The sequence below is a fragment of the Pseudomonas sp. S35 genome (assembly GCF_009866765.1).
Lineage (GTDB): Bacteria > Pseudomonadota > Gammaproteobacteria > Pseudomonadales > Pseudomonadaceae > Aquipseudomonas.
Genome location: NZ_CP019431.1, coordinates 2281640 through 2306548 on the forward strand (window position 1 = coordinate 2281640; position 24909 = coordinate 2306548).

Annotated in this window: 20 protein-coding genes, 2 tRNA genes and 3 rRNA genes; 10 read left to right on the forward strand and 15 right to left on the reverse strand. The window is 58.9% G+C overall.

Going from position 1 to position 24909, the window contains the following annotated elements; translation table 11 throughout:
- Positions 1-54: 54 nt before the first annotated feature.
- The 9 genes from PspS35_RS10410 to soxR all read right to left on the reverse strand — a co-directional run bounded on the left by PspS35_RS10410 (position 55) and on the right by soxR (position 6989).
- Positions 55-969, reverse strand: coding sequence for a zinc ABC transporter substrate-binding protein (locus tag PspS35_RS10410; protein ID WP_159934134.1), 915 nt, complete (start codon positions 967-969; stop codon positions 55-57).
- Positions 969-1868, reverse strand: a complete 900-nt coding sequence (locus tag PspS35_RS10415) for a metal ABC transporter permease (RefSeq protein WP_159934136.1) — start codon at positions 1866-1868, stop codon at positions 969-971. The genes PspS35_RS10410 and PspS35_RS10415 overlap by 1 nt, the downstream gene beginning before the upstream one ends.
- Positions 1865-2611 (reverse strand): metal ABC transporter ATP-binding protein, encoded by a 747-nt coding sequence (locus PspS35_RS10420; RefSeq protein ID WP_159934138.1) that lies wholly within the window; start codon positions 2609-2611, stop codon positions 1865-1867. Before PspS35_RS10420 ends, PspS35_RS10415 begins: the two co-directional genes overlap by 4 nt.
- Positions 2608-3528 (reverse strand): metal ABC transporter substrate-binding protein, encoded by a 921-nt coding sequence (locus tag PspS35_RS10425; protein WP_159934140.1) that lies wholly within the window; start codon positions 3526-3528, stop codon positions 2608-2610. Before PspS35_RS10425 ends, PspS35_RS10420 begins: the two co-directional genes overlap by 4 nt.
- Positions 3529-3547: 19 nt before the next feature.
- On the reverse strand, positions 3548-4108 hold the full coding sequence (locus tag PspS35_RS10430; RefSeq protein WP_159934142.1) for a DUF6162 family protein: 561 nt from the start codon (positions 4106-4108) through the stop codon (positions 3548-3550).
- Positions 4105-4428 carry a hypothetical protein gene (locus PspS35_RS10435; RefSeq protein WP_159934144.1) on the reverse strand — a complete coding sequence of 108 codons (324 nt, stop codon included), beginning with the start codon at positions 4426-4428 and terminating at the stop codon, positions 4105-4107. The genes PspS35_RS10430 and PspS35_RS10435 overlap by 4 nt, the downstream gene beginning before the upstream one ends.
- On the reverse strand, positions 4425-4961 hold the full coding sequence (locus PspS35_RS10440; protein ID WP_159934146.1) for a thiamine pyrophosphate-binding protein: 537 nt from the start codon (positions 4959-4961) through the stop codon (positions 4425-4427). Before PspS35_RS10440 ends, PspS35_RS10435 begins: the two co-directional genes overlap by 4 nt.
- The gene (locus PspS35_RS10445) at positions 4961-6160 is read right to left on the reverse strand and encodes a PepSY domain-containing protein (protein ID WP_159934148.1); all 1200 of its coding nucleotides are present in this window, start codon (positions 6158-6160) and stop codon (positions 4961-4963) included. Before PspS35_RS10445 ends, PspS35_RS10440 begins: the two co-directional genes overlap by 1 nt.
- 388 nt (positions 6161-6548) lie before the next feature.
- On the reverse strand, positions 6549-6989 hold the full coding sequence (soxR, locus tag PspS35_RS10450) for a redox-sensitive transcriptional activator SoxR (protein ID WP_159934150.1): 441 nt from the start codon (positions 6987-6989) through the stop codon (positions 6549-6551).
- A 99-nt stretch (positions 6990-7088) separates the two neighbouring features.
- Here soxR and PspS35_RS10455 point away from each other — a divergent pair, with 99 nt between their 5' ends.
- Positions 7089-7454: an antibiotic biosynthesis monooxygenase gene (locus PspS35_RS10455; protein ID WP_159934152.1), complete on the forward strand. Its 366-nt coding sequence runs from the start codon at positions 7089-7091 to the stop codon at positions 7452-7454.
- On the opposite strand, the gene PspS35_RS10460 is transcribed toward PspS35_RS10455, so the two are convergent.
- The 4 genes from PspS35_RS10460 to msuE are packed head-to-tail and all read right to left on the reverse strand — an operon-like array spanning position 7443 to position 11515.
- Positions 7443-8546 (reverse strand): sigma-54 dependent transcriptional regulator, encoded by a 1104-nt coding sequence (locus PspS35_RS10460; protein WP_159934154.1) that lies wholly within the window; start codon positions 8544-8546, stop codon positions 7443-7445. The genes PspS35_RS10455 and PspS35_RS10460 overlap by 12 nt on opposite strands.
- Before the next feature lie 13 nt (positions 8547-8559).
- Positions 8560-9747: an acyl-CoA dehydrogenase family protein gene (locus PspS35_RS10465; protein WP_159934156.1), complete on the reverse strand. Its 1188-nt coding sequence runs from the start codon at positions 9745-9747 to the stop codon at positions 8560-8562.
- Positions 9748-9802: 55 nt separating this feature from the next.
- On the reverse strand, positions 9803-10942 hold the full coding sequence (gene ssuD, locus PspS35_RS10470; RefSeq protein WP_159934158.1) for an FMNH2-dependent alkanesulfonate monooxygenase: 1140 nt from the start codon (positions 10940-10942) through the stop codon (positions 9803-9805).
- A 9-nt stretch (positions 10943-10951) separates the two neighbouring features.
- Positions 10952-11515 (reverse strand): FMN reductase, encoded by a 564-nt coding sequence (gene msuE / locus PspS35_RS10475; RefSeq protein ID WP_099603159.1) that lies wholly within the window; start codon positions 11513-11515, stop codon positions 10952-10954.
- A gap of 399 nt (positions 11516-11914) precedes the next feature.
- On the opposite strand from msuE, the gene PspS35_RS10480 reads away from it, so the two are divergent.
- The 3 genes from PspS35_RS10480 (at position 11915) to PspS35_RS10490 (ending at position 15424) form a co-directional block, all read left to right on the forward strand.
- A complete protein-coding gene (locus PspS35_RS10480; RefSeq protein WP_159934160.1) occupies positions 11915-12184 on the forward strand; it encodes a hypothetical protein in 270 nt (89 codons plus the stop codon).
- Between the two features lie 232 nt (positions 12185-12416).
- On the forward strand, positions 12417-13577 hold the full coding sequence (locus PspS35_RS10485; protein ID WP_159934162.1) for an aminotransferase class V-fold PLP-dependent enzyme: 1161 nt from the start codon (positions 12417-12419) through the stop codon (positions 13575-13577).
- Between the two features lie 38 nt (positions 13578-13615).
- On the forward strand, positions 13616-15424 hold the full coding sequence (locus tag PspS35_RS10490; protein WP_159934164.1) for an aminopeptidase P family protein: 1809 nt from the start codon (positions 13616-13618) through the stop codon (positions 15422-15424).
- A gap of 169 nt (positions 15425-15593) precedes the next feature.
- Here the strand turns inward: PspS35_RS10490 and PspS35_RS10495 are convergent, their stop codons facing one another.
- Together PspS35_RS10495 and rhtA are read right to left on the reverse strand one after the other, a co-directional pair.
- Positions 15594-15875 (reverse strand): hypothetical protein, encoded by a 282-nt coding sequence (locus PspS35_RS10495; RefSeq protein ID WP_159934166.1) that lies wholly within the window; start codon positions 15873-15875, stop codon positions 15594-15596.
- Between the two features lie 164 nt (positions 15876-16039).
- Positions 16040-16927, reverse strand: coding sequence for a threonine/homoserine exporter RhtA (gene rhtA / locus PspS35_RS10500; RefSeq protein WP_159934169.1), 888 nt, complete (start codon positions 16925-16927; stop codon positions 16040-16042).
- A gap of 638 nt (positions 16928-17565) precedes the next feature.
- On the opposite strand from rhtA, the gene PspS35_RS10510 reads away from it, so the two are divergent.
- From PspS35_RS10510 to mrdA, 6 genes are all read left to right on the forward strand, one after another.
- A 16S ribosomal RNA gene (locus tag PspS35_RS10510) occupies positions 17566-19102 on the forward strand.
- 83 nt (positions 19103-19185) lie between these two features.
- Positions 19186-19262 (forward strand) — tRNA-Ile (locus PspS35_RS10515).
- 30 nt (positions 19263-19292) lie between these two features.
- A tRNA-Ala gene (locus PspS35_RS10520) sits at positions 19293-19368 on the forward strand.
- Positions 19369-19617: 249 nt separating this feature from the next.
- Positions 19618-22509, forward strand: a 23S ribosomal RNA gene (locus PspS35_RS10525).
- Positions 22510-22666: 157 nt separating this feature from the next.
- Positions 22667-22782 (forward strand): 5S ribosomal RNA (rrf, locus tag PspS35_RS10530).
- The 16S, 23S and 5S rRNA genes sit together here with 2 tRNA genes alongside, the layout of an rRNA operon.
- 233 nt (positions 22783-23015) lie before the next feature.
- Positions 23016-24908 carry a penicillin-binding protein 2 gene (gene mrdA / locus PspS35_RS10535; RefSeq protein ID WP_159934171.1) on the forward strand — a complete coding sequence of 631 codons (1893 nt, stop codon included), beginning with the start codon at positions 23016-23018 and terminating at the stop codon, positions 24906-24908.
- Position 24909 lies beyond the last annotated feature (1 nt).

The window sequence follows — 24909 nt, forward strand, 5'->3', positions numbered from 1 at the left end:
CCGCTTCGCGACCCAGCGCAGGGCAAGCCTGCTCACCACAGCAGGGCCGAGCGGTTAGGGCATGAGGGTTTTGATCACCTGATCCACATTGGTTTGCAGCTCCGTCACCGGGTCCGCGCCGTCGACGTTCAGCACCAGCAACTTGGAGCCACCTGCCGTGATGGCGGCTTTGACCGCCTCGTTCGGCTGACGATGGTGCAGCACCACGGCCACGTCGTTGTCCTTCAATTGGGCACTGAGTGTCTGTAACGCTTCAGGCGTCCAATCGGCATCCGGCCGTGCATCGGTGCTGACCAGTTCCAGGTTCAGGCTGCTGACCAGATACCCAAAGTGATCGCTCAGGCTGACCACACTCAGGTTGTCGGCCTTGGCCAGTCGCGCTTCGCTGTCGGCGGTGAGCTTGAGCAGGCGTTGCTTGAGCACAGCCAGGTTGGCGTCGATCTTCGCCTTGGCGCCCGGTGCCAGGCGCCCCAGGTCGGTAGCCAACACATCGGCCATGCGCCCCAGGTTATTGCTCGACTGCCACGGCTGGCTGTTCAAACCGTCGGTAACGCCGGGTTGTACGGCGATGCCTGGCAAGCCGCCATCCACCGGGCGTGCAGCGTCGACTTCGACAATCCGGATGTTGCTGCGCCGAGCTACCGGGTACAGCGGGTCATCCGCCCACAGCGAACGCAGGCCGATGGCCGCGTCCGCGTCCTGGGCCAGCGCACTCAGTGCCGGAGCGCCACGGCCGGTGAAATACGACACCTGCCGCGAGCCCGGCAGGTTGGCCGGGGCTGCACGCTCCAACTGCACGTCGGTGCCCTTGAGCAGCACCTCGGCCAGGCCATAGGTGATCGGCAGTGACGCCAGCACCTTGATCGGTTTGGCGGCGTGGGCCGCCGGCTTGACGGGCTCGGCGGCCATCAGCGGGGCAGTGATTAAACAGGCGATGGCCAAGGCCAGAGGCTGAAGAACAGAGCGCATTATCCAAGGTTCCCTTTGAGGCTGGGCACGGTGCCGCGCGCGATGGCGGCAAGGGCAAAGGCGATACCGGCCATCAGAATGATCGCGGCACCGGAGGGGATGGGCAGGTCGAAAACGATCGGCAGCAGGATCCCGCACAGGGTGCTGACGGTGGCGATTACCACCGAGATCCAGAAGAAGCCTTTGAGCGACTGGCTCAACAGGCGGGCGGCGGCGGCGGGAATCACTAGCAGCGCGCCGACCAGGATCGCGCCGATGACCTTGACTGCTGCGACGGTGATCAGCGTCACCAGGATCACGAACAGGTAATCCAGGGTCTTCACCGCCACCCCGCGCACTGCGGCCAGTTGCGGGTTGAAACTGGCCAGCATGATGCGGTTGTACAGCGGCAGCGCCAGGGCCATCACCAGCGAGCCGACAATCGCCAGCACCAGCAGGTCATTGCCGTTGACCGTCAACACCGAGCCGAACAGCACGTTCTCAAGGATGTGCACGTTGATCTTGCCCGCCAGGATCAGCAGCAGGCTCGCGCCCAACGCCAGGGACACCGACAGGAACACGCCGATCAAGGTATCCGGCGCCAGGCCGGTACGGTTGCGCAGGTAGTTGAGCAGGATGCCGAACAGCAGGCAGTAACCGAACAGGCTGCCATAGGGGCCGGTATAGGGTTCGCCGAGCAGGATGCCCACGGCCACGCCGGTCAGTGCGGCATGGCCGACGGCTTCGGAGAAAAACGCAAAGCGCTTGACCACCACCAGCGTACCCAGGCCGCCGAGCACCGGGCCGATCAGCAAGCCGGCGAGCAGGGCATTGACCACAAAACCATAGGCCAGCGCCTCCGGCAGGTAACCGGACGAGGCCCAGCCCTGGACCATCAGGCGAAACGCTTCATAACTCATTGCGCCGCGCTCCGAGGGTGGGTGGAAAACAGGGTCAGCAGGCGGTCCGGGGTCAGCGCCTCTTTCGGGGTGGCGTCGAACAGTACGCGGCGGTTTAGGCCGGTGACGCGGTCGGCCAGACGGCCAACGGCTTCCAGGTCGTGTTCGATCCACAGCACGGTGATCCCGGCCACACGCCAGTCACTGAGCAGGCGTTCGAACACCTGGATGCCGGCTTCATCGAGTGCCGACATCGGTTCATCCAGCACCAGCAACTGCGGCGCCGGGATCAGGCCCTGGGCCAACAACACGCGCTGACGCTCGCCGCCAGACAACGCGCCCATGCGCCGCTTGCGTTTATCCTGCATGCCGACCCGCTCCAGAGCCTCGCCAATCGCCGCGGCGTAATGCTTGGACAAACCCAGGAACGCAGGGCGCCGCTGGCACATGGCAGCCATGAAGTCGTCGACGGTCATCGGTAAACCGCGGTCGAATTCCAGCGCCTGGGGCACATAGCCGATGGTACCGGGCGTGGTTGGCCACTGCAGGCGCAACTGGCCCTGGTGCGGTGTTTGCCCCAGCAGGGTCTTGATCAGTGAGCTTTTGCCGCCGCCGTTGGGCCCGACCAGTGCATGGATGCTGCCCGGCTGTACCTGGAAACTCACGCCGTCGAGGATCACGGTGCGGCCCAGGGTCAGCGACACCTTGTCGAACTCGAGCGTCGGGCCGACGCTGGCGACGTTCAGTTGTTCCGCTGCCGTCATTCGCCCGACTCCTGAATCGCCCGGACCACGGTGTTGAGGTTGCCGGTCATTTCCACTTCGTACTTCTCGGCGCTGTATTCGCCGTAGGAAATATGTGACAGCGGGTACAGCTTGACCCCCGATTCACGCTGGATGGTGTCGACGTAGGTGGACGGGAAATCCATCTCCGAGAAGATCACCTTCACGTCCAGGGCGCGCAGTTCGTCGATGGTCTTCTTCAACTGGCTGGGGCTGGGCTCGATACCGTGGGCCGGCTCGACCACGGCGGTGACTTCCAGGCCGAATTCACGCAGCAGGTAGTCATAGGCGGCATGCACAGTGGCGACACGCAGGTCCGGATTGGGCGCGCTGGTGAGCTTGGCCAGGGCATCGGCACGCATCTGGCGCAGGCGTTTACCGTAGGCGCGGGCGTTCTGGGTGTAGGTCTTGGCGTTATCCGGGTCGAGCTTGCCCAGTTCGCGGGCGATGTTGTTGACCTGGGCAATCGAGGCGCTGATCGACAGGAAGGTGTGCGGGTTGACCACCTTGCCGGCACCGCGCGCGGCGTTGCCGGTGGCGGCCAGCAACGGCACGTTGGCGTTGGCTTCGATCACCGGGATGTCCGGGCGCTCGCTGGTGGCGATCATGCGGTCGGCGAAGTCGTCATGCCCTACGCCATTGAGCACGATCACATCGAGGGTGCCGATACGCTTGATGTCTTCGGCACGCGGCTCGTAGGCGTGGGGGTTGAAACCGGCTGGAATCAGCGGCACGACCTCGGCCTTGTCGCCAACGATATTGGCCACGTAGCTGTAATAAGGGTGCAGCGTGATGCCGATGCGCAGGCGTTTAGCGGCCTCGGCATTGGCCAGCGGGGTGAGCATCAGGCTCAGCAGGCTGACCAGCAACAGACGTAACAGGGGAGATGAAATAGACATGGGCAATCGGTCTTCTCGTTCAGTGACGGTGCTGGCGGGTAACGCCGGCGTCGAATTGCGCGACCACTTGCTGCCAGCCGGCGGCTATCAGCGCCTGGTCAGCAAGGTCGGTCGGGGCGGCGAGGTCTGTGCGGCGATTGAGCCAGATATCCGGCTCGGTGCCCTGCACGCGCATCAGCAGTGAACCGCTGGTGGTCGGCGCCTGGGTCAAGCCGACGTACGCCGAGGGTGCCAGCAGTTGCCAGCAATGATCGCCACGGCTGACTGAACTTGCGTCCTGGGCGAACGGCGCGAAGCCTTCTTCGGCCAGTTGCTCAGGCGTCGGCAGGGCGCTTTGCTCTTGTTGCAGCAAGTGGATTTCGTCGAGTGTCACCCGCAGGTCGGCGTAGATGCCTTGTTCGGCGGCACTCAGGTCGCGCCGGGCGTCCAACTGGTGGCTGGGCACGGCGGCCACTTCCTGGGATTCGCCGTGCAGTGCCACCACGGTACCGGCCATCGCGAGGATGATCAGGCACAGCAGCAGGACGTAGAGGGTTTCGTGACCTGCACCTGCGGGGCGTACAACCTGTGTCGTACTCATTGGGGCTGGATATCCGCTTGGTCGATTTCCACGACGTGGCCGGGGCCGGCGTCAAACAGCACATAGAACTCGGCGGAGGGTTTCTTGAAGGTCAGGGTCGAGTCCTGGCCGAGCTTGCCGGGTACCAGGATGGTTTCGTCGTAGCCGATGACATCCAGGGTCACGCCGGGCGCACCGCTGCCATCGGAAAAACCGCCCTTGCACTGGATCTGCTCGCCGGGGATTTCCTTGCACTCGCACATCGGGTTGTGGGCCAGGGCTACGGTACTGAAACCTGCGCATAGCAACAGCGCAGCGCGGGACAGGCGCTTGATCATCATGGTTTGACTCCTTGCTTGTTCAGCCAGGCAATGGTGGCAGGCGAGGCCTGGCTCAGCGGGATGGAACCCTGGTGCATCGTGCCGTCCCAGCCTTCCATGGTGACCCACAGTTCGGCGTCGGCGGGCGTGCGTTCAGGGATGGGCAGGGCGGCTCCCATGCGGTACGGCGTGCCGAAGAAGATCACGCCGGCCGCACGCAGGCTGCGAGGCTTGCCGATGCGCAGGTAAGTGGCCTTGACCTGTTCGGCGCAGGTGGCGCACAGGGCGGCGTTGAAAAATTTCATCGGGCCGGCGGGGTCCGGGCTTGGGCCTTCATTGCGGAACTCGGCGAGGGTCAGGCTCCAGGGACCGACCTGCACTTCACCCGCAACACGCTCGCCGATACCCGCGTCACCGCGAAACAGCGCGGCGTCGGCGAAGTATTTGGGCATGAAACCCAGCGGGATCAGCAACAGCAGGACGTTGATATGGAAACGCCATTTCAGCCAGAAGGCCCGCAGGGGCGTCGGCGGTGTAGCTGCGACCTTGCTCATCAGTGGGTCTCCGAGGTTTCAGCCTGCATGGCCGGGATGGAAACAGGCTTGCGCTGGGTCTTGGCCTCGCGCTTGAGGGCGTTGAGGGTGGCCAGGGCCGTGCGTTTGGTCCAGATCAGCAAACCGCTGAGGACCATCATGCTCAGTACCAGGCCGAAGAACGCCCAGATCAGCTTGATCCAGAGGCCGCCAAAGTCGCCGGTGTGCAGCGGGCGCATGGACTCGGTGACGAACTCCAGTTTTGTGCGGTCGGACAGCAGGTGCGACGAAGCGACTTCACCGTCATAAGGGTTGATCTGCGCGGTCTGGAACATCAACGGGTACCAACCTCGCCCACCGATCTGCAGGTGACTGTAGGCATTGAGGGGCATGTTGACGAAGCTCGTCTCCAGGCCAGGAATGCGTTGGGTGGCGATCTTGATTGCTTCATCCACGCCAATCATCGGCGCCGGCACCCCTGGGCCGGAGGTCGGTACTTTTTCCCGTGCGATGACCGGGATGACGGGCTCGCTGGAGATGGACACCTGGTTGTCCGACAGGATTGCCTCGATCAGAAACCAGGTACCCGTGATGGAAATCACGGCGATAAACCAGATCGACCAGATACCGCTCAGGCGGTGGAAGTCCCCCCAAAAGATTCGCGCGCCGTGGCGAATACGCAGGGTCGGTTTGAGGAACCCCTTCCAGAAACGTTTGTAGACCACCAGCCCGGTGACCAGTGAGGCCAGCAAGGGCAGGCCGAGCAACGACACCAGATACCAACCCCAGCTGTAGCCATTGGTGAACGGCACGAGCCACCATCCGTGAAGGGCCCGGGTGAATTGCTGGAAGTCGAACGAGGGGCTGATGCCCTGGATTGCCCCGGTGTACGGGTTGGCATAGGCCGACACCGAACGCCCGTCGGGGTAGCTCAGAGCCACGTTCAAGGCAAAGTGTGATTCGTCCGGACGGCTGATTCTACGCACGATCACCTGGGGCTCGTCGCGCTTGATGGCGGCGATCACCTGGTCGAAGCTCAGCGGTTCGGCGTCATCCGACGGCTTGCTCGCACGAATGTCCGGGTCGGCCAGCCAGACGATTTCCTGGCTGACCACCGCCAGGGTGCCGGTGACGCAGACGATCAGTACAAAGAACCAGATGGGCAGCGCCAGCCAGCTATGCACGAGAAACCAGAGTTTGGAGCGTGACTTCTTCGACATGTGAATGAGGGTCTTGATCGGAGGGGGGGCGATGGAGGCCCGGAAAAGGCCAGTCGTAGCTTTTGCTGACGCGACAGGCTGTATCTAAATTAAGACGGATGAGAATGAGAAATCCCTAACCTGGATATGAAAGAAAATGTTTCAGGTTCACATTCGGTGCGCTTTTATCCCTGGATTGAATACGAAACATGTTCCAAACCACCCCCCGAGCAGGCGTTGATGGGGCCCAGGCAGGGCGCTGACGGTGACCGCAATTACCCTGTGGCGAGTCAGCACAGGAAGGCCTCATCGGTGAACGGCGCGAGCACGGCACTGCGGCTGCCCATCACACTGCGCAGGTAGCGTTCCGGGTTGCCTTAGCGGTGCCGGGCGGCTCCGACGAAAAAGCTCAAGTGGGCTCGAGCAATTGCGCACCGGGCCCGCGCTCGCCCAGCAGGTCATCCTGATTGCGCAGCGGGCATGCCTCCAGCGACAGGCAGCCGCAGCCGATGCAGCCGTTGAGCTTGTCGCGCAGCAGCATCAGTTTGTTGATGCGCTCATCCAGGTCTTCGCGCCACAGTGCCGACAAGCGCTCCCAGTCTTTGGCGGTGGGCGTGCGGCCATTTGGCAGGGTCTGTAACGCCGCGCCAATTGTCGCCAACGGGATGCCCAGGCGCTGGGCGATCTTGATCACCACTACGCGACGCAATACATCCCGTGGATAGCGCCGTTGATTGCCCGCGTTGCGATTGCTGGCGATCAGCCCCTTGGTTTCATAGAAGTGCAGGGCCGTGACGGCTACGCCGCTGCGGGCGGCCAGTTGGCCGACGGTGAGTTCCTTGCTAAACATGAAAGCTCCGATTAAGCGCTTGACCTTGACTTAACTGGAGGTTTTACCCTGCGTGGCATCGAATCGCAAGATTCTGCCTACAGAGGAAGGGGAGTGTTCATGCAGGTATCCGAGAAGAATCGCAGCTTCACTCAACTGATCGAGTTCCATATCGAGCCCCAGCAGCAAGTGGCCCTGGTGGCAGCCTTGTCCACCCAAAGCGAGCGCCTGGCCCAAGGCCATGATGGCTTCCTCAGTGCCAGCGTGCAGGTCAGCGAAGACGGACGGCGGGTGCTTAATTACCTGCAATGGGCGTCCCGCGCGGATGGCGAAGCGGCCTTCAAGTGCTTTGAACAGGGCGAGGAAGATTTCTGGACGCTGATTCGCGCCCATCAGGCCACGGCGGTGACCTTTGGTTCGTTCCAGGTACTGCGCAGTTTTGAGCGCAGTCACGACAATGCGTTGCACTGTCCTCTATATGGATAAATGCAGCATCCGTTCACCTTGCAGGTTCTCCCCGGGCCGGCGCTTGTTCACCGCCAGCTCACCGATCTTGATCAGGCGCGTGCGTGTGACGTTGCGGCTCAGGCCCAGCAGGTTGGCGGTGTGCACCTGGTTGTAATGGCTGAAGCGATAAGCGGCGCGCAGCAGGGCGTCTTCGACCTTTTCATGGAGGGCACCGGCCTGCTCTTCAAAGAGTTTTTGGAAGGCGCGCGCCAGCAAGGCTTCGGCGCTGTTGTCGGTGCCGTGCTGGCTGTCGTCCTGACGCTCGATGCGCATGTTCGACAGGCGCAGATCATCGCGTTCGATCACGCCGTTGCGGCAGATCAGCAGGGTGTGGTGAATGACGTTTTCCAGTTCGCGGATATTGCCCGGCCAACTGTAGCTCTTGAGTTTTTGTTCGGCTTCGCGGCTGATGGTGATCGGGCCGTAGCCCAGGCGCCGGCTGTAGGCCTCGATAAAGTGCCGGGTCAGCGGCAGGATATCGCCGGGGCGTTCGCGCAGCGGGCTGAGCTCCAGGCTGACCACGTCGAGCCGGTAGTAGAGGTCTTCGCGGAAGTGCCCGGCATTGATGGCTTTTTCCAACTGCACGTTGGTTGCAGCCAGCACACGCACATCAATTGGAATGCTCTTGCGCGAACCCAGGCGCACCACTTCGCGCTCCTGCAAGACGCGTAGCAATTTGACCTGGATGGCCATCGGCAGATCACCGATTTCGTCAAGGAACAATGTGCCGCCGTCGGCTTCTTCGAACCAGCCGGCCTTGGCGCTGAGGGCACCGGTAAAGGCGCCTTTTTCATGGCCGAACAGTTCGGCTTCCACCAACGATTCAGAGAAGGCACCGCAGTTCACTGCCACGAATGGCCGGTTGCGCCGTGCGCTGAGGTTATGAATGTGGCGCGCCACCAGCTCTTTACCGGTCCCGGTTTCGCCGATGATCAGCACGCTGGCTTCGCTGGGCGCGACTTGCTGGATGTGGTCGAGCAGCGCCTGGGATTTCGGGTCTTCGAAGACCTGGGCCGTGGCGCGAATCGAGGTCGCAAGGGCGGGCGAGGGCGGTAGGGTTAGAAGCTGCATGGGCACCTCTTTTTTATGAGTAGAACGTAGGAATCGGCAGGGATTGGTTCAATGCCCAGTCCCCCAGTTCATGGAGTTTGTAGTCCACCGGGTCATGCAGGGTTTGCGTGCGCAGGTTGCGCCAGTGGCGGTCCAGGCGCAGGGACGCGTGGGTGGAGCGCGCGCCGGTGACTTCAAACAGGCGGCTGCACAGGTCCAGGCCTTGGCGGGTGGCGGCAACCTTGGCGGTGGCGATGGCAATCGCCAGTTGGCCGCGTTCGTGCTCGCTGAGGCTTGGCCCCTTGGCCCAGGCTTGGTCCAGTAACTCGGCGGCGCGTTCCACCAGCAGGCGAACGCCTTCGAGGGCCACCCAGAACTCGCCGTAGTGGTGCAATACGTAAGGATCCTGGCGTACGTCTTCGGCTGAGGATTTGTGCCAGGCACGGGTTTCGGTGAGGGTGTAGGTACGCGCTTCCTCGAAGGCGCCTTGGGCGATGCCTAGAAACATATGGGTGAAGGTCAGCTGGGCGATCAGCGGGCGCAGGCAGGCGAAGGGTGTGCTCAACGGGCCAGGGTCAAGCAGCAGTTCCGATTCCTCGACGCGCACCCGTTCGAAACTGGCGCTGCCGCTGTCGGTCTGGCGTTGGCCGATATTGTTCCAGTCATTGTGCAGGGTGATACCACTGCGACCGCTTGGAATGGCGGCGATCAACAGCTTGCCGCCGGCATTTTCGTCCACCGCCGAGGCGATCAGCATTTCCGAGTCGCTGGCGCCGGAGCAAAAGCTCTTCTTGCCGGAGAACTCGCGCCAACCGCCGAAGTCCTTGACCACGGTGCGCGTGTCCAGCGGGTTGAGGGCGTTGCCCCAGAACCAGTTTTTGCGGGCGGTCTGTTCGAACCAGGGTTGCCATTGGTCTGGGCGCGAAAACAGGCGCACGGTGGCGAGCATCAGGTGATGAAAGCCAAAGACGTGGGCGATGGAGCTGTCCACCTTGGCGAACTCGCGCACGATGCCCAGGGTGTCGCTCCAGCGCGCGCCGAGGCCGCCGTATTGGGTGGGAATGCTCAGGGCCAGCAGGCCGCTGTGGCGCAGGGCGTCGCGTTCGGCTTTGGGGGTGCCGCCGCGCTCGTCACGTTCGACGGCGCTGAGGGCGAATTCGGCGGCCAGCAGTTTGGCGGTCTGCAAGGGGGAGGGCAGGACGCTGTGGGGTTTGGCTGTCACGGGGTTTCCTCTCTATAGGCAGCAGCGGCCGGGGCCGTTGCCGCCGCTGCGCCGATCAGGCCTTGGCCGGCAGTACATCGTTGGCAATCATTTCGCCGAACGGGCCGGTGAGGTTGGTAATACCGCGTCCAGCGAGGCTGGCGTAGGGTTCCGGCAGCAGCGGGAACACCAGTTCGGCGAAGCGATAGGCCTCTTCCAAATGCGGGTAGCCGGAGAAGATGAAGCTCTCGATGCCCAGGTCGGCGTATTCCTTGATGCGTTCAGCCACTTGTTGCGGGTTGCCCACCAGCGCGGTCCCGGCACCGCCGCGCACCAGGCCGACACCGGCCCACAGGTTGGGGGCGATTTCCAGGTTGTCGCGGCGCCCGTCGTGCAGGGCGGCCATGCGGCGCTGGCCTTCGGAGTCAAAGCGCGAGAACGACTTTTGCGCGGCGGCGATGGTGTCGTCGCTGATGTGCTCGATCAGTTTGTCGGCAGCTTTCCAGGCGTCTTCTTCGGTTTCGCGCACGATCACATGCAGGCGAATGCCGAACTTCACGGTGCGCCCGTGGCGTGCGGCGCGTTCGCGCACATCTGCGAGTTTTTCCGCGACGGCGGCGGGCGGCTCGCCCCAGGTCAGGTACACATCCACCTGTTCGGCGGCGAGGTCGTGGGCCGCGTCGGAGGAACCGCCGAAGTACAGCGGTGGATAAGGCTTCTGCACGGGTGGGTAAAGCGCCTTGGCGTTCTGCACGCGTAGGTGTTTGCCTTCGAAATCTACCGATTCGCCCTGCAACACGCGGCGCCAGATCTTAAGGAACTCGTCGGTGACTTCGTAGCGTTCGCTGTGGTCGAGGAAGCTGCCGTCACCCCGGTTTTCGTCAGGGTCGCCGCCCGTCACCACGTTGATCAGCAAGCGGCCGTTGGACAAGCGATCCAGAGTGGCGGCCATGCGTGCCGAGACAGTGGGCGAGATGATGCCCGGACGAATCGCCACCAGGTAGCGCAAGCGCTCGGTCAGCGGCACCAGCGCCGAGGCGATAACCCAGGAGTCTTCGCACGAGCGTCCGGTAGGAATCAACACACCGTGGTAACCCAGGCTGTCAGCCGCCTGTGCGACTTGCTTCAGATAATTGAGGGTGACGGGCCGTGCACCTTGGGTGGTGCCCAGGTAATGACCGTCGCCATGTGTCGGCAGAAACCAGAAAACATCCATGAGCAATCCTTAAGCGATTTTCAGCAGAGAAGGGGAGTGCGCTGCAAACAAGGGTGCTGCGCGTTCTGCCGCAAGGCGTATCCGGCCCTTCAAGGGCTCACTGGTTATTTGGTAGTCGGTGAAGTCGGCTTCGGTGGCGTACACCCCGATCGGCAGTGTCAGGGCCTGGAAGAAGGCAAACAGCGGGCGCAGTTGGTGGTCGAGGACCAGCGCGTGGCGCTCACTGCCACCCGTGGCGGCGAGCAGCACCGGGGTGTTGATCAAGGCATTCAGGCCGACCAGATCGAACAGGTGCTTGAGCAGGCCAGGATAGGAGCCGCGGTAGACCGGCGCGGCGACGATCAGCAGGTCGGCCTGTTCGATGGCCAACAGTTGGGCTTCGACCTCTGCGGGCAATTCATCGCGCGACAGTGCACCGCCCAAGGGCCGGGCAATGTCGCCGAGTTCGATCAGGGTGGTCTGGATCGGCAGCAATGTGGCCAGTTCGGCCAGCACCGCTTGGGTCAGTACCAAGGTACGGGACGGGCGCCAGGTTCCGCCGGAGAGGGCAACGACATTCAGGGGACGGGTCATGAACAGTTCCTTTTTCAACAGTGGTTCATAGCAGGTGAGGTGCAAGGTGTTGAGCAAGAGCTGTACCAACGGGGGCAGGCCTTGATTGGCGTGGGCTGCGGGCTCACTGCTGAAAAATGCTGCTGTTGTCTGCCTGCTGATTTGTTGAATGGCTGTTGCCTGGGCAACAGTTGCGTGGCGAACAGTGCCGGGCAGAGCTGGAGCTATTTATAGAGGGTTACGGTTATTCCGTAAATGAACGTATTTCTATATTTATAGAACATAAATGCATATTGGAGAGACCTATCGAGGGTGCTTCAGCGGTTGATAGCGACTATCACGGACGGTGATTTTTCGCTGAGCGGGGCGGGGAGTAGCCTGTGTTCATTGACTCGAAACCTCCTTCGCAGAGCCGCCACCATGAACCGATTCCTTGCCGTTTGCTTATTGATTGCCAGCTCCGTACTCGCCGGCTGTGCGACCCATCCAGCGCCAGAGTTGCGCCCCTACTCGGCCGAAGAGACTAAGCAGCTGGCCTTGGAAGCGCTGAGTCGTCGCGGTTTGTCGTTCGATGAATATCAACAGCAGCGTGCGGCACTGACCGGCCAGCCACAGAAGCCCTTCGGCTTTGATCGCCAGGGTGAAATGAATGCCGAGCGCAACGTGGTGTTGCATGGTCGTCCCAGTTGATTTCATCTTGCGCAGCAAAAAGCCCGAGGCTTCCTTAAGGAACCTCGGGCTTTTTGTTTTCCATGGTGCGACTTCAGCCTGTTAAGCTGAATTTCAGGAGCGTTCCTACGCACATTTACTTAAAGTCGTCCTTCTTTAATGGCATCCGATCCGGTAAACCTGACGACCTCTGTTCCGGCCGATGCCCCTGAGACGCTGCTCTCGGGAACCTGCTCTGCGAGTCTTAACTGTCATGAATAAACGTCCGTTGTATTTCGACTACGCCGCCACTACACCGGTGGACGAGCGGGTCATCCAGGTAATGGTCGAGTGTCTGGGCTTCAACGCCAATTTCGGTAACCCCGCGTCCAGTTCCCATGCGTTCGGCCAGGCGGCCCGGCAAACGGTTGAACAGGCGCGGCGCCAGGTGGCCGAGTTGGTGGGTGCACAGCCTGAACAGATCGTGTGGACTTCCGGCGCCACAGAATCCAACAACCTCGCCATCAAGGGCGTCGCTCAGGCGCGTGGCGTGGCGGGTGGGCATATCATCACCAGCCAGATCGAGCACAAGGCTACGCTGGACACCGCACGTCAGTTGCAGGAAGCCGGCGTCGCCGTAACCTACCTGGTGCCGGACGCCGATGGTTTGATCAGTGCCGAGGCGGTCAGCGAGGCGTTGCGCGAAGATACCTTCTTGGTCTCGCTGATGCTGGTGAATAACGAACTGGGCACCCTGAACGATATTCCCGCCATCGGCGCACGCGTACGTGAGCATGGTGCGCTGTTGCATGTGGATGCGGCGCAAGGGGCGGGCAAGGTGGCGATCGACTTGGCGCAATGGCCGGTGGACCTGATGTCGTTTTCTGCGCACAAGCTGTACGGCCCCAAGGGCATCGGCGCGTTGTATGTCGGACCTAGAGCGCAGCAGAAGGTATTGGCGCAGATTCACGGCGGCGGTCATGAGGGTGGCTTGCGTTCCGGCACCCTGGCAACCCACCAGATCGCGGGTATGGGCACGGCGTTTGCCCTGGCGGCGCAGTCATTTGCCGAAGAGAAAGTGGTGATTGTTGCGCTACGTCAACGCCTGCTGGATCAGTTGGCGTCGGTTGCCGGTGTACGCCTCAATGGCAGCGCCACGCAGCGTATCCCCCATACCCTGAGCCTTACGTTCGGCGAAGGCGAATTCAATACTGCGGCATTGAGCGCGGGCATGGCGTATTCCGCGACGTCTGCCTGCAACTCTGCGAGCAATGCACCGTCCCACGTGCTGCTTGCCTTGGGCCATGATGCACGCAGCGCCGGGCGTACCATTCGCTTGAGCCTGGGCCGGTTTACCACCGAGCAGGATATTGACCAGGCCGTGCAATTGATCAAGGCCGCACTCGCCAGCGCACCGGCATTCTGGGCCGTCTGATTTCACATAATAATTACGAGTGGTTAGCAGGAGACACAATGAGTATGCAGCCTTTGATCCATGGAACGGTGCCCCAGCGCCTGGCGCACACCCGCGAACTGATGAGCCGCGAGGGCATTCACGCCCTGCTGGTGCCGTCGGCTGACCCGCATCTGTCCGAATACTTGCCGGGTTACTGGCAGGGCCGGCAATGGTTATCGGGCTTCCATGGCTCGGTGGGGACGCTGATTGTCACCGCGGATTTTGCCGGTGTGTGGGCTGATAGTCGCTATTGGGAACAGGCCGCCAAGGAACTCAAGGGCAGTGGCATCGAATTGGTGAAGCTGCAACCGGGCCAGCCCGGGCCGCTGGACTGGCTGGCCGAACAGACGCCAGAAGGCGGCGTAGTCGCGGTAGATGGCGCGGTGATGGCAGTGGCCTCGGCACGTACCTTGAGCGGCAAGCTGGCGGAACGCGGTGCGCAGCTGCGGACCGATATCGACCTGCTCGCCGAGGTCTGGCAAGACCGCCCGGCGCTACCGAACCAGCCGATCTATCAACACTTGCCGCCGCAGGCGACCGTCAGCCGAGGTGAAAAGCTCGCCGTACTGCGTGCCAGCTTGAAAGAGAAGGGCGCCGATTGGCATTTCATCGCCACCTTGGATGACATCGCCTGGCTGTTCAATCTGCGTGGTGGCGATGTGTCGTTTAACCCGGTGTTCGTATCGTTTGCGCTGATCAATCAACAGCAGGCCACGTTGTTTGTGGCATTGGGCAAGGTTGATGCAGAGCTGCGGGCTGTGCTCGCACAGGATGGCGTGACATTGCGTGACTACAGCGAAGTGGCGGATGCCCTGGGTGCCGTGCCACCGAGTGCCAGCTTGCAGGTGGATCCCGCCCGCGTAACTGCCGGCTTGCTGGAAAACCTGGATGCCGGCGTCAAGCTGATCGAAGGGTTGAACCCGACCACCCTGGCCAAATCCCGCAAGAGCCTGGCTGATGCAGAACACATCCGCCGGGCTATGGAGCAGGACGGCGCGGCCCTGTGCGAATTCTTTGCCTGGCTGGACAGTGCGCTTGGTCGTGAACGCATCACCGAGTTGACCATCGACGAGCACCTGACCGCCGCGCGCACCCGTCGCCCTGACTATGTGTCGTTGAGTTTCAATACCATCGCAGCGTTCAACGCCAATGGCGCGATGCCGCACTACCACGCCACCGAAGAAGAGCATGCGGTGATCGAAGGCGACGGCCTGCTGCTGATCGATTCCGGCGGCCAGTACCTGGGCGGCACCACCGACATCACGCGCATGGTGCCCATCGGTACGCCGAGTGAAGCACAGAAACATGATTGCACCCGTGTGTTGAAGGGCGTGATTGCACTGTCCCGTGCGCATTTCCCCAAAGGGATCTTGTCGCCGCTGCTGGACGCCATCGCCCGCGCGCCGATCTGGGCTGAAGGAGTGGACTACGGCCACGGTACCGGGCATGGCGTCGGGTATTTCCTCAACGTGCACGAAGGCCCGCAAGTGATTGCCTACCAGGCCGCCACTGCGCCGCAAACCGCGATGCAAGCGGGCATGATTACGTCGATTGAGCCTGGCACGTATCGACCGGGGCGTTGGGGTGTGCGCATCGAGAACCTGGTGTTGAACCGCGAAGCGGGCAAGACCGAGTTTGGTGAGTTCCTGAAGTTTGAGACCCTGACCTTGTGCCCGATCGACACGCGTTGCCTGGAGACTTCGCTGCTCTCCCAGGATGAGCGCGAGTGGTTCAACGCTTACCATGCTCAAGTGCGTGAGCGTCTGAGTCCATTGCTCAGTGGCGTAGCGCTTGCGTGGTTGCAAGTGCGTACCGAGGCCATCTGATCGGTTGCAGTTTGGGGGGCTTGGGTGAGGGCGTCGGCCAGGTAGTCGACGCACGCTTTGCCCCGGGGCGAGTGCTGACGGTTGTCCGGCAGGGGTTTAGCTGCGGCGCTGCAAAGGCCGAATCTGTATCGGGAATTTAATATGAGCAGTCGCGGGTGACTGCTCGGGATTACTTACAGATGACGATCATACTGCGGCTGGTATAGCCGGCAGGGTTGAGGCCGAAGGGGTAGTCCCCTGGTTCCTCGGAATTGTCACCGGACTTGGCGATAACGCGGTAGCCCTTGGTACCGCAAGAGTTGGTTGCACTGGTGTAGCACTGGTCCCAGGAAGAAGACAGGCCGGAACAATTGATATGCAGCCCTTTTTTGCCTCGTTTTACTGCTGTCTTGGTGGTCGCGGCACAGCCAGCAATGGCCACGATCATTAACAGTATCAAAATTCGCTTCATTCCTATCCTTAATAGCCGCTTCGCAATACTTGAAGCCGGCTCTACTCGCTCTCGAGTGTAGCGTTCGCGCTGTCCTTGTCGAAAATCTCCATGAATGACATTCGTTTACAGCCTAAACATGGCCTAAATGAGCGACAAATACCAGAGCTACATTCAAAGATCACTCAATCTGATGGAACCAGTGGTTTGGCGTCATTGCGCATTGTCATCGTCGCCCCTACGGAGGCCAGAATGATGCAGGTAATGGCCAGCCATTGGGGCAAGCTCAGGTGTTCGTGCAGGAAGAACAGACCAGAAAGAGCACCGAATGCTGGCTCGATGCTCATAAGCGTACCGAATGTGCGTGCGGGAAGGCGGGTCAAAGCCACCATTTCGAGGGTGTAGGGGAGGGCAGTGGACAGGATAGCGACGCCTATGGCGACTGGAATCAGCGCGGGAGTCAGCAATGCACTGCCCGCATGGACAATGCCGATAGGTGCGACAAACAGGGCGGCGATCATTACGCCGAGGGCGGCGGTTTGGACGCCGTTGTCGTTGCCGGCTTTCTGTCCGAACAGAATATAGAGTGCCCAGCACACGCCAGCCCCTAGTGCATAGGCGGCTCCAACCAAGTCGATGCCGCTGCTGGTTTCCCCGATGGGTATCAACAGGAGCAATCCGACGATCGCGAGGCCAATCCACAAGAAGTCTACCGCTCGGCGTGACGCGTAGATCGCTACGGCGAGTGGGCCAGTGAATTCGAGGGCTACGGCGATACCCAGTGGGACGCTGCGCAACGACATATAGAAGAGGAAGTTCATGCCGCCCAGGGCCATTCCGTAGATGATCACGGTACGCAGGGATTTAGCGGTCAAGGTGGCGCGCCATGGACGCAGGATCAGCAGCATGATCACGCTGGCGAAAATCAGGCGCAGGGTGGTTGTGCCCTGTGCGCCGACAATCGGGAACATGCTCTTGGCCAGTGAGGCGCCGGACTGGATGGAAGCCATGGCGATCAGCAGCAGGCCGACAGGGAACAATGCCGAGGCCAGGCTGCGGGTAGAGGTGGTCATTGGGGGGTACGTCCGATGTCATAAGTGAAAAGCAGAGGCCGCTATGATGCTCAACTGTTTGGGGTTGGGCAATATATTGCTCAACTCTCTTTGTTTGGCTGTCTATATAGAAGAGTTTGAGGGTTTTCAGGCTGGATGATAGAAAAGCGTAATTAAGGGTTGACGCCAGATTCTGGAAGCCTATAATTCGCCCCACTTCCGGCGCAGTCGAAACGGAAAACTCCTTGGTAAACAATGAGTTACGCAGTTTTCGGCAGCAGGTGCTTCAGTTCATCGAAGCCAAAAGGAAGTTGAAAAAGAGGTGTTGACAGCAGCGTGTAACGCTGTAGAATTCGCCTCCCGCTGATGAGAGATCTGAAGCGCAAGTGGTTGAAGTTGTTAAGGATTCCTTGAAAACTTCTTAAAATAATCACTTGACAGCAAATGAGGCTGCTGTAGAATGCGCGCCTCGGTTGAGACGAAAGATCTTAACCAACCGCTCTTTAACAACTGAATCAAGCAATTCGTGTGGGTGCTTGTGGGGTCAGACTGATAGTCAACAAGATTATCAGCATCACAAGTTACTCCGCGAGAAATCAAAGATGTAACCAACGATTGCTGAGCCAAGTTTAGGGTTTCTTAAAAACCCAAAGATGTTTGAACTGAAGAGTTTGATCATGGCTCAGATTGAACGCTGGCGGCAGGCCTAACACATGCAAGTCGAGCGGTAGAGAGAAGCTTGCTTCTCTTGAGAGCGGCGGACGGGTGAGTAATGCCTAGGAATCTGCCTGGTAGTGGGGGATAACGTTCGGAAACGGACGCTAATACCGCATACGTCCTACGGGAGAAAGCAGGGGACCTTCGGGCCTTGCGCTATCAGATGAGCCTAGGTCGGATTAGCTAGTTGGTGGGGTAATGGCTCACCAAGGCGACGATCCGTAACTGGTCTGAGAGGATGATCAGTCACACTGGAACTGAGACACGGTCCAGACTCCTACGGGAGGCAGCAGTGGGGAATATTGGACAATGGGCGAAAGCCTGATCCAGCCATGCCGCGTGTGTGAAGAAGGTCTTCGGATTGTAAAGCACTTTAAGTTGGGAGGAAGGGCAGTTACCTAATACGTGATTGTTTTGACGTTACCGACAGAATAAGCACCGGCTAACTCTGTGCCAGCAGCCGCGGTAATACAGAGGGTGCAAGCGTTAATCGGAATTACTGGGCGTAAAGCGCGCGTAGGTGGTTTGTTAAGTTGGATGTGAAATCCCCGGGCTCAACCTGGGAGCTGCATTCAAAACTGACTGACTAGAGTATGGTAGAGGGTGGTGGAATTTCCTGTGTAGCGGTGAAATGCGTAGATATAGGAAGGAACACCAGTGGCGAAGGCGACCACCTGGACTAATACTGACACTGAGGTGCGAAAGCGTGGGGAGCAAACAGGATTAGATACCCTGGTAGTCCACGCCGTAAACGATGTCAACTAGCCGTTGGGAGCCTTGAGCTCTTAGTGGCGCAGCTAACGCATTAAGTTGACCGCCTGGGGAGTACGGCCGCAAGGTTAAAACTCAAATGAATTGACGGGGGCCCGCACAAGCGGTGGAGCATGTGGTTTAATTCGAAGCAACGCGAAGAACCTTACCAGGCCTTGACATCCAATGAACTTTCTAGAGATAGATTGGTGCCTTCGGGAACATTGAGACAGGTGCTGCATGGCTGTCGTCAGCTCGTGTCGTGAGATGTTGGGTTAAGTCCCGTAACGAGCGCAACCCTTGTCCTTAGTTACCAGCACGTTATGGTGGGCACTCTAAGGAGACTGCCGGTGACAAACCGGAGGAAGGTGGGGATGACGTCAAGTCATCATGGCCCTTACGGCCTGGGCTACACACGTGCTACAATGGTCGGTACAGAGGGTTGCCAAGCCGCGAGGTGGAGCTAATCCCATAAAACCGATCGTAGTCCGGATCGCAGTCTGCAACTCGACTGCGTGAAGTCGGAATCGCTAGTAATCGCGAATCAGAATGTCGCGGTGAATACGTTCCCGGGCCTTGTACACACCGCCCGTCACACCATGGGAGTGGGTTGCACCAGAAGTAGCTAGTCTAACCCTCGGGAGGACGGTTACCACGGTGTGATTCATGACTGGGGTGAAGTCGTAACAAGGTAGCCGTAGGGGAACCTGCGGCTGGATCACCTCCTTAATCGACGACATCAGCTGCTCCATAAGTTCCCACACGAATTGCTTGATTCATTGAAGAAGACGATAAAGAAGCAGCCCGAAATTGGGTCTGTAGCTCAGTTGGTTAGAGCGCACCCCTGATAAGGGTGAGGTCGGCAGTTCGAATCTGCCCAGACCCACCAATTTTGTGTGGGAAACGCCTGTAGAAATACGGGGCCATAGCTCAGCTGGGAGAGCGCCTGCCTTGCACGCAGGAGGTCAACGGTTCGATCCCGTTTGGCTCCACCACTACTGCTTCTGTTTGTTGAAAGCTTAGAAATGAGCATTCCATTGTGATGATGGTGAATGTTGATTTCTAGTCTTTGATTAGATCGTTCTTTAAAAATTTGGGTATGTGATAGAAAGATAGACTGAACGTTACTTTCACTGGTAACGGATCAGGCTAAGGTAAAATTTGTGAGTTACTCAGTTTTGAGTATTATCGAATTTTCGGCGAATGTTGTCTTCACAGTATAACCAGATTGCTTGGGGTTATATGGTCAAGTGAAGAAGCGCATACGGTGGATGCCTTGGCAGTCAGAGGCGATGAAAGACGTGGTAGCCTGCGAAAAGCTTCGGGGAGTCGGCAAACAGACTTTGATCCGGAGATGTCTGAATGGGGGAACCCAGCCATCATAAGATGGTTATCTTACGCTGAATACATAGGCGTAAGAGGCGAACCAGGGGAACTGAAACATCTAAGTACCCTGAGGAAAAGAAATCAACCGAGATTCCCTTAGTAGTGGCGAGCGAACGGGGACTAGCCCTTAAGTGGCTTTGAGATTAGCGGAACGCTCTGGAAAGTGCGGCCATAGTGGGTGATAGCCCTGTACGCGAAAATCTCTTAGTCATGAAATCGAGTAGGACGGAGCACGAGAAACTTTGTCTGAATATGGGGGGACCATCCTCCAAGGCTAAATACTACTGACTGACCGATAGTGAACTAGTACCGTGAGGGAAAGGCGAAAAGAACCCCGGAGAGGGGAGTGAAATAGATCCTGAAACCGTATGCGTACAAGCAGTGGGAGCCCACTTTGTTGGGTGACTGCGTACCTTTTGTATAATGGGTCAGCGACTTATTTTCAGTGGCGAGCTTAACCGAATAGGGGAGGCGTAGCGAAAGCGAGTCTTAATAGGGCGTCTAGTCGCTGGGAATAGACCCGAAACCGGGCGATCTATCCATGGGCAGGTTGAAGGTTGGGTAACACTAACTGGAGGACCGAACCGACTACCGTTGAAAAGTTAGCGGATGACCTGTGGATCGGAGTGAAAGGCTAATCAAGCTCGGAGATAGCTGGTTCTCCTCGAAAGCTATTTAGGTAGCGCCTCATGTATCACTGTAGGGGGTAGAGCACTGTTTCGGCTAGGGGGTCATCCCGACTTACCAAACCGATGCAAACTCCGAATACCTACAAGTGCCGAGCATGGGAGACACACGGCGGGTGCTAACGTCCGTCGTGAAAAGGGAAACAACCCAGACCGTCAGCTAAGGTCCCAAAGTTATGGTTAAGTGGGAAACGATGTGGGAAGGCTTAGACAGCTAGGAGGTTGGCTTAGAAGCAGCCACCCTTTAAAGAAAGCGTAATAGCTCACTAGTCGAGTCGGCCTGCGCGGAAGATGTAACGGGGCTCAAACCATACACCGAAGCTACGGGTATCACGTAAGTGATGCGGTAGAGGAGCGTTCTGTAAGCCTGTGAAGGTGAGTTGAGAAGCTTGCTGGAGGTATCAGAAGTGCGAATGCTGACATGAGTAACGACAATGGGTGTGAAAAACACCCACGCCGAAAGACCAAGGTTTCCTGCGCAACGTTAATCGACGCAGGGTTAGTCGGTCCCTAAGGCGAGGCTGAAAAGCGTAGTCGATGGAAAACAGGTTAATATTCCTGTACTTCTGGTTATTGCGATGGAGGGACGGAGAAGGCTAGGCCAGCTTGGCGTTGGTTGTCCAAGTTTAAGGTGGTAGGCTGGAATCTTAGGTAAATCCGGGATTCTAAGGCCGAGAGCTGATGACGAGTTAACTTTTAGTTAACGAAGTGGTTGATGCCATGCTTCCAAGAAAAGCTTCTAAGCTTCAGGTAACCAGGAACCGTACCCCAAACCGACACAGGTGGTTGGGTAGAGAATACCAAGGCGCTTGAGAGAACTCGGGTGAAGGAACTAGGCAAAATGGCACCGTAACTTCGGGAGAAGGTGCGCCGGTGAGGGTGAAGGACTTGCTCCGTAAGCTCATGCCGGTCGAAGATACCAGGCCGCTGCGACTGTTTATTAAAAACACAGCACTCTGCAAACACGAAAGTGGACGTATAGGGTGTGACGCCTGCCCGGTGCCGGAAGGTTAATTGATGGGGTTAGCTAACGCGAAGCTCTTGATCGAAGCCCCGGTAAACGGCGGCCGTAACTATAACGGTCCTAAGGTAGCGAAATTCCTTGTCGGGTAAGTTCCGACCTGCACGAATGGCGTAACGATGGCGGCGCTGTCTCCACCCGAGACTCAGTGAAATTGAAATCGCTGTGAAGATGCAGTGTATCCGCGGCTAGACGGAAAGACCCCGTGAACCTTTACTATAGCTTTGCACTGGACTTTGAATTTGCTTGTGTAGGATAGGTGGGAGGCTTTGAAGCGTGGACGCCAGTCTGCGTGGAGCCAACCTTGAAATACCACCCTGGCAACTTTGAGGTTCTAACTCAGGTCCGTTATCCGGATCGAGGACAGTGTATGGTGGGTAGTTTGACTGGGGCGGTCTCCTCCTAAAGAGTAACGGAGGAGTACGAAGGTGCGCTCAGACCGGTCGGAAATCGGTCGTAGAGTATAAAGGCAAAAGCGCGCTTGACTGCGAGACAGACACGTCGAGCAGGTACGAAAGTAGGTCTTAGTGATCCGGTGGTTCTGTATGGAAGGGCCATCGCTCAACGGATAAAAGGTACTCCGGGGATAACAGGCTGATACCGCCCAAGAGTTCATATCGACGGCGGTGTTTGGCACCTCGATGTCGGCTCATCACATCCTGGGGCTGAAGCCGGTCCCAAGGGTATGGCTGTTCGCCATTTAAAGTGGTACGCGAGCTGGGTTTAGAACGTCGTGAGACAGTTCGGTCCCTATCTGCCGTGGACGTTTGAGATTTGAGAGGGGCTGCTCCTAGTACGAGAGGACCGGAGTGGACGAACCTCTGGTGTTCCGGTTGTCACGCCAGTGGCATTGCCGGGTAGCTATGTTCGGAATAGATAACCGCTGAAAGCATCTAAGCGGGAAACTAGCCTCAAGATGAGATCTCACTGGGACCTTGAGTCCCCTGAAGGGCCGTCGAAGACTACGACGTTGATAGGTTGGGTGTGTAAGCGCTGTGAGGCGTTGAGCTAACCAATACTAATTGCCCGTGAGGCTTGACCATATAACACCCAAGCAATTTGACTACTCGAAAGAGCATCAGATTGCGGTGTGTGAAGACGCAATGAACCGAAAGTTCGATGCTCACAAAACACCGAAAGCTGTCACATACCCAATTTGCTGAAGCGAGGCCAACTGGTCGCGACTCAGTACCCGAATTTCTTGACGACCATAGAGCATTGGAACCACCTGATCCCATCCCGAACTCAGTAGTGAAACGATGCATCGCCGATGGTAGTGTGGGGTTTCCCCATGTGAGAGTAGGTCATCGTCAAGATTAAATTCCGAAACCCCATTTGCGAAAGCAGATGGGGTTTTGTTTTGGGCGTTCGGAAAGTTGCCGGCGTTTCAGCGTGGCTCCACTCATCCAAAAACGGCTTTTCAACATGCCGTTGGGGAAATCGATGCAAAGTGTTTCTGCATTTTTGGTATGGTGCAGCACATTTTCACAAGGACTGATTTTTAACCGCAGGACGCGGCGTCGACCTTATTCAACGAGATGCTGTAGAAATGCCTGAACCGATACCCATCAAAGATCACGAAAAAGAAAACCGCTTGGTCAACAAGCGCCTGCTCGCTTGCGCGCTGTTGGTCATTGGCATCACATGTGCCCTGGTCGGGCGTATGTACTTCCTGCAAGTGGTCCAGTACGACTATCACTCCACGATCTCTGAAAACAACCGGGTCCATGTACTGCCCATCACGCCGACGCGTGGGCTGATCTATGACCGTAACGGCGTAGTGCTGGCCGACAACCGCCCCAGTTACAACCTGACCATCACCCGCGAGCGCACCACCGACCTCAAGGGTGAGCTGGACGCCATCGTCAATCTGCTGCACCTGCCTGCCGAAGACCGCGCCGTATTCGACAAAGCCTTGAAACAGGCACGTCACCCCTTTGTCCCCGTGACATTGTTTTACGAGTTGACCGAAGAACAGATCGCATTACTCGCCGTGAACGAATTCCGGTTACCTGGGGTAGATGTAGAACCGCAATTCGTCCGTCACTACCCGTTAGGTGCCCACTTTGCTCACTCCATCGGCTACGTGGGACGCATCAACGAGAAAGAGTCCAAGGCGCTCGACTCGGTGGAATACCGGGGGACGCAGTCCATCGGCAAGACCGGTATCGAACGTTTCTACGAATCCGAACTACACGGCCATGTGGGCTATGAGGAAGTCGAGACCAATGCCCAGGGCCGCGTACTGCGGGTGCTCAAGCACACTGACCCGATCCCCGGCAAGAACATCGTCCTGAGCCTCGACGTCAAGCTTCAGCAAGCGGCTGAGGAGGCCTTGGGTGATCGTCGCGGTTCGGTAGTGGCCCTCGACCCGCAAACCGGTGAAGTGCTGGCCATGGTCAGCAAGCCGAGTTTCGACCCGAACCTCTTCGTTACCGGCATCAGTTTCAAGGAATATGCCGCGCTGCATGACTCGATCGACCGGCCGCTGTTCAACCGAGTGCTTAGAGGGCTGTACGCACCGGGCTCGACCATCAAGCCAGAGGTGGCCATCGCCGGTCTGGACAGCGGTGTAGTCACTGCCCAAACCCGTGTGTTTGACCCCGGTTACTACCAACTGCCGGACTTTGACCACAAATACCGCAACTGGAACCACAGCGGCGATGGCTGGGTGGATATGGACGCCGCCATCATGCGGTCCAACGACACCTACTTCTACGACCTGGCCCACAAACTCGGCATCGACCGCCTGCACGACTACCTGGCCGAGTTCGGCCTTGGCCAGAAAGTCTCCCTGGACATGTTCGAGGAATCCGCCGGTCTGATGCCCTCCCAAGCCTGGAAGCGCGCTACGCGTCGCCAACCCTGGTTCCCCGGCGAAACGGTGATCCTCGGCATTGGCCAGGGCTATATGCAAGTCACCCCGCTGCAGCTAGCCCAGGCCACGGCACTGATCGCCAACAAAGGCGTCTGGAACCGACCGCACCTGGCCAAGACCATCAACGGCCAGCCACCGGTGGACGAAAACCCCATGCCGAACGTTGTCCTCAAGGACCCGCGTGACTGGGAACAAGTCAATCACGGCATGCAATTGGTGATGCATGACCCGCGCGGTATCGCTCGGGCGGCAGCGCAAGGCGCGCAATACCGCATCGCCGGCAAAAGCGGTACCGCACAAGTGGTTGCGATCAAACAGGGCGAGCGCTACAACCGTGAGAAGACCCTTGAGCGCCACCGTGATAACGCCTTGTTCGTCGGTTTTGCCCCGGCCGAACACCCGAAGATCGTGATTTCGGTGATGATCGAAAACGGCGAGGCTGGAGGTCGTGTCGCCGGGCCTGTGGTGCGCCAGATCATGGATGCGTGGTTGCTCGACCAGGAGGGCCACCTCAAGCCACAGTACGCGACGCCGGCTAAGGCACCGGGTGATCCGCGCGTCTGAG

Excerpts from the sequence above, each read along its gene's own strand:
- PspS35_RS10455 (WP_159934152.1), top strand. The coding sequence starts at position 7,089 with ATGCAGGTATCCGAGAAGAATCGCAGCTTCACTCAACTGATCGAGTTC.
- PspS35_RS10420 (WP_159934138.1), bottom strand. The coding sequence starts at position 2,611 with ATGACGGCAGCGGAACAACTGAACGTCGCCAGCGTCGGCCCGACGCTC.
- msuE (WP_099603159.1), bottom strand. The coding sequence starts at position 11,515 with ATGACCCGTCCCCTGAATGTCGTTGCCCTCTCCGGCGGAACCTGGCGC.
- PspS35_RS10480 (WP_159934160.1), top strand. The coding sequence starts at position 11,915 with ATGAACCGATTCCTTGCCGTTTGCTTATTGATTGCCAGCTCCGTACTC.
- PspS35_RS10485 (WP_159934162.1), top strand. The coding sequence starts at position 12,417 with ATGAATAAACGTCCGTTGTATTTCGACTACGCCGCCACTACACCGGTG.
- PspS35_RS10425 (WP_159934140.1), bottom strand. The coding sequence starts at position 3,528 with ATGTCTATTTCATCTCCCCTGTTACGTCTGTTGCTGGTCAGCCTGCTG.
- PspS35_RS10440 (WP_159934146.1), bottom strand. The coding sequence starts at position 4,961 with ATGAGCAAGGTCGCAGCTACACCGCCGACGCCCCTGCGGGCCTTCTGG.
- rhtA (WP_159934169.1), bottom strand. The coding sequence starts at position 16,927 with ATGACCACCTCTACCCGCAGCCTGGCCTCGGCATTGTTCCCTGTCGGC.
- PspS35_RS10415 (WP_159934136.1), bottom strand. The coding sequence starts at position 1,868 with ATGAGTTATGAAGCGTTTCGCCTGATGGTCCAGGGCTGGGCCTCGTCC.
- PspS35_RS10460 (WP_159934154.1), bottom strand. The coding sequence starts at position 8,546 with ATGCAGCTTCTAACCCTACCGCCCTCGCCCGCCCTTGCGACCTCGATT.
- PspS35_RS10430 (WP_159934142.1), bottom strand. The coding sequence starts at position 4,108 with ATGAGTACGACACAGGTTGTACGCCCCGCAGGTGCAGGTCACGAAACC.
- PspS35_RS10445 (WP_159934148.1), bottom strand. The coding sequence starts at position 6,160 with ATGTCGAAGAAGTCACGCTCCAAACTCTGGTTTCTCGTGCATAGCTGG.
- mrdA (WP_159934171.1), top strand. The coding sequence starts at position 23,016 with ATGCCTGAACCGATACCCATCAAAGATCACGAAAAAGAAAACCGCTTG.
- PspS35_RS10495 (WP_159934166.1), bottom strand. The coding sequence starts at position 15,875 with ATGAAGCGAATTTTGATACTGTTAATGATCGTGGCCATTGCTGGCTGT.
- PspS35_RS10490 (WP_159934164.1), top strand. The coding sequence starts at position 13,616 with ATGAGTATGCAGCCTTTGATCCATGGAACGGTGCCCCAGCGCCTGGCG.
- PspS35_RS10410 (WP_159934134.1), bottom strand. The coding sequence starts at position 969 with ATGCGCTCTGTTCTTCAGCCTCTGGCCTTGGCCATCGCCTGTTTAATC.
- PspS35_RS10435 (WP_159934144.1), bottom strand. The coding sequence starts at position 4,428 with ATGATGATCAAGCGCCTGTCCCGCGCTGCGCTGTTGCTATGCGCAGGT.
- ssuD (WP_159934158.1), bottom strand. The coding sequence starts at position 10,942 with ATGGATGTTTTCTGGTTTCTGCCGACACATGGCGACGGTCATTACCTG.
- soxR (WP_159934150.1), bottom strand. The coding sequence starts at position 6,989 with ATGTTTAGCAAGGAACTCACCGTCGGCCAACTGGCCGCCCGCAGCGGC.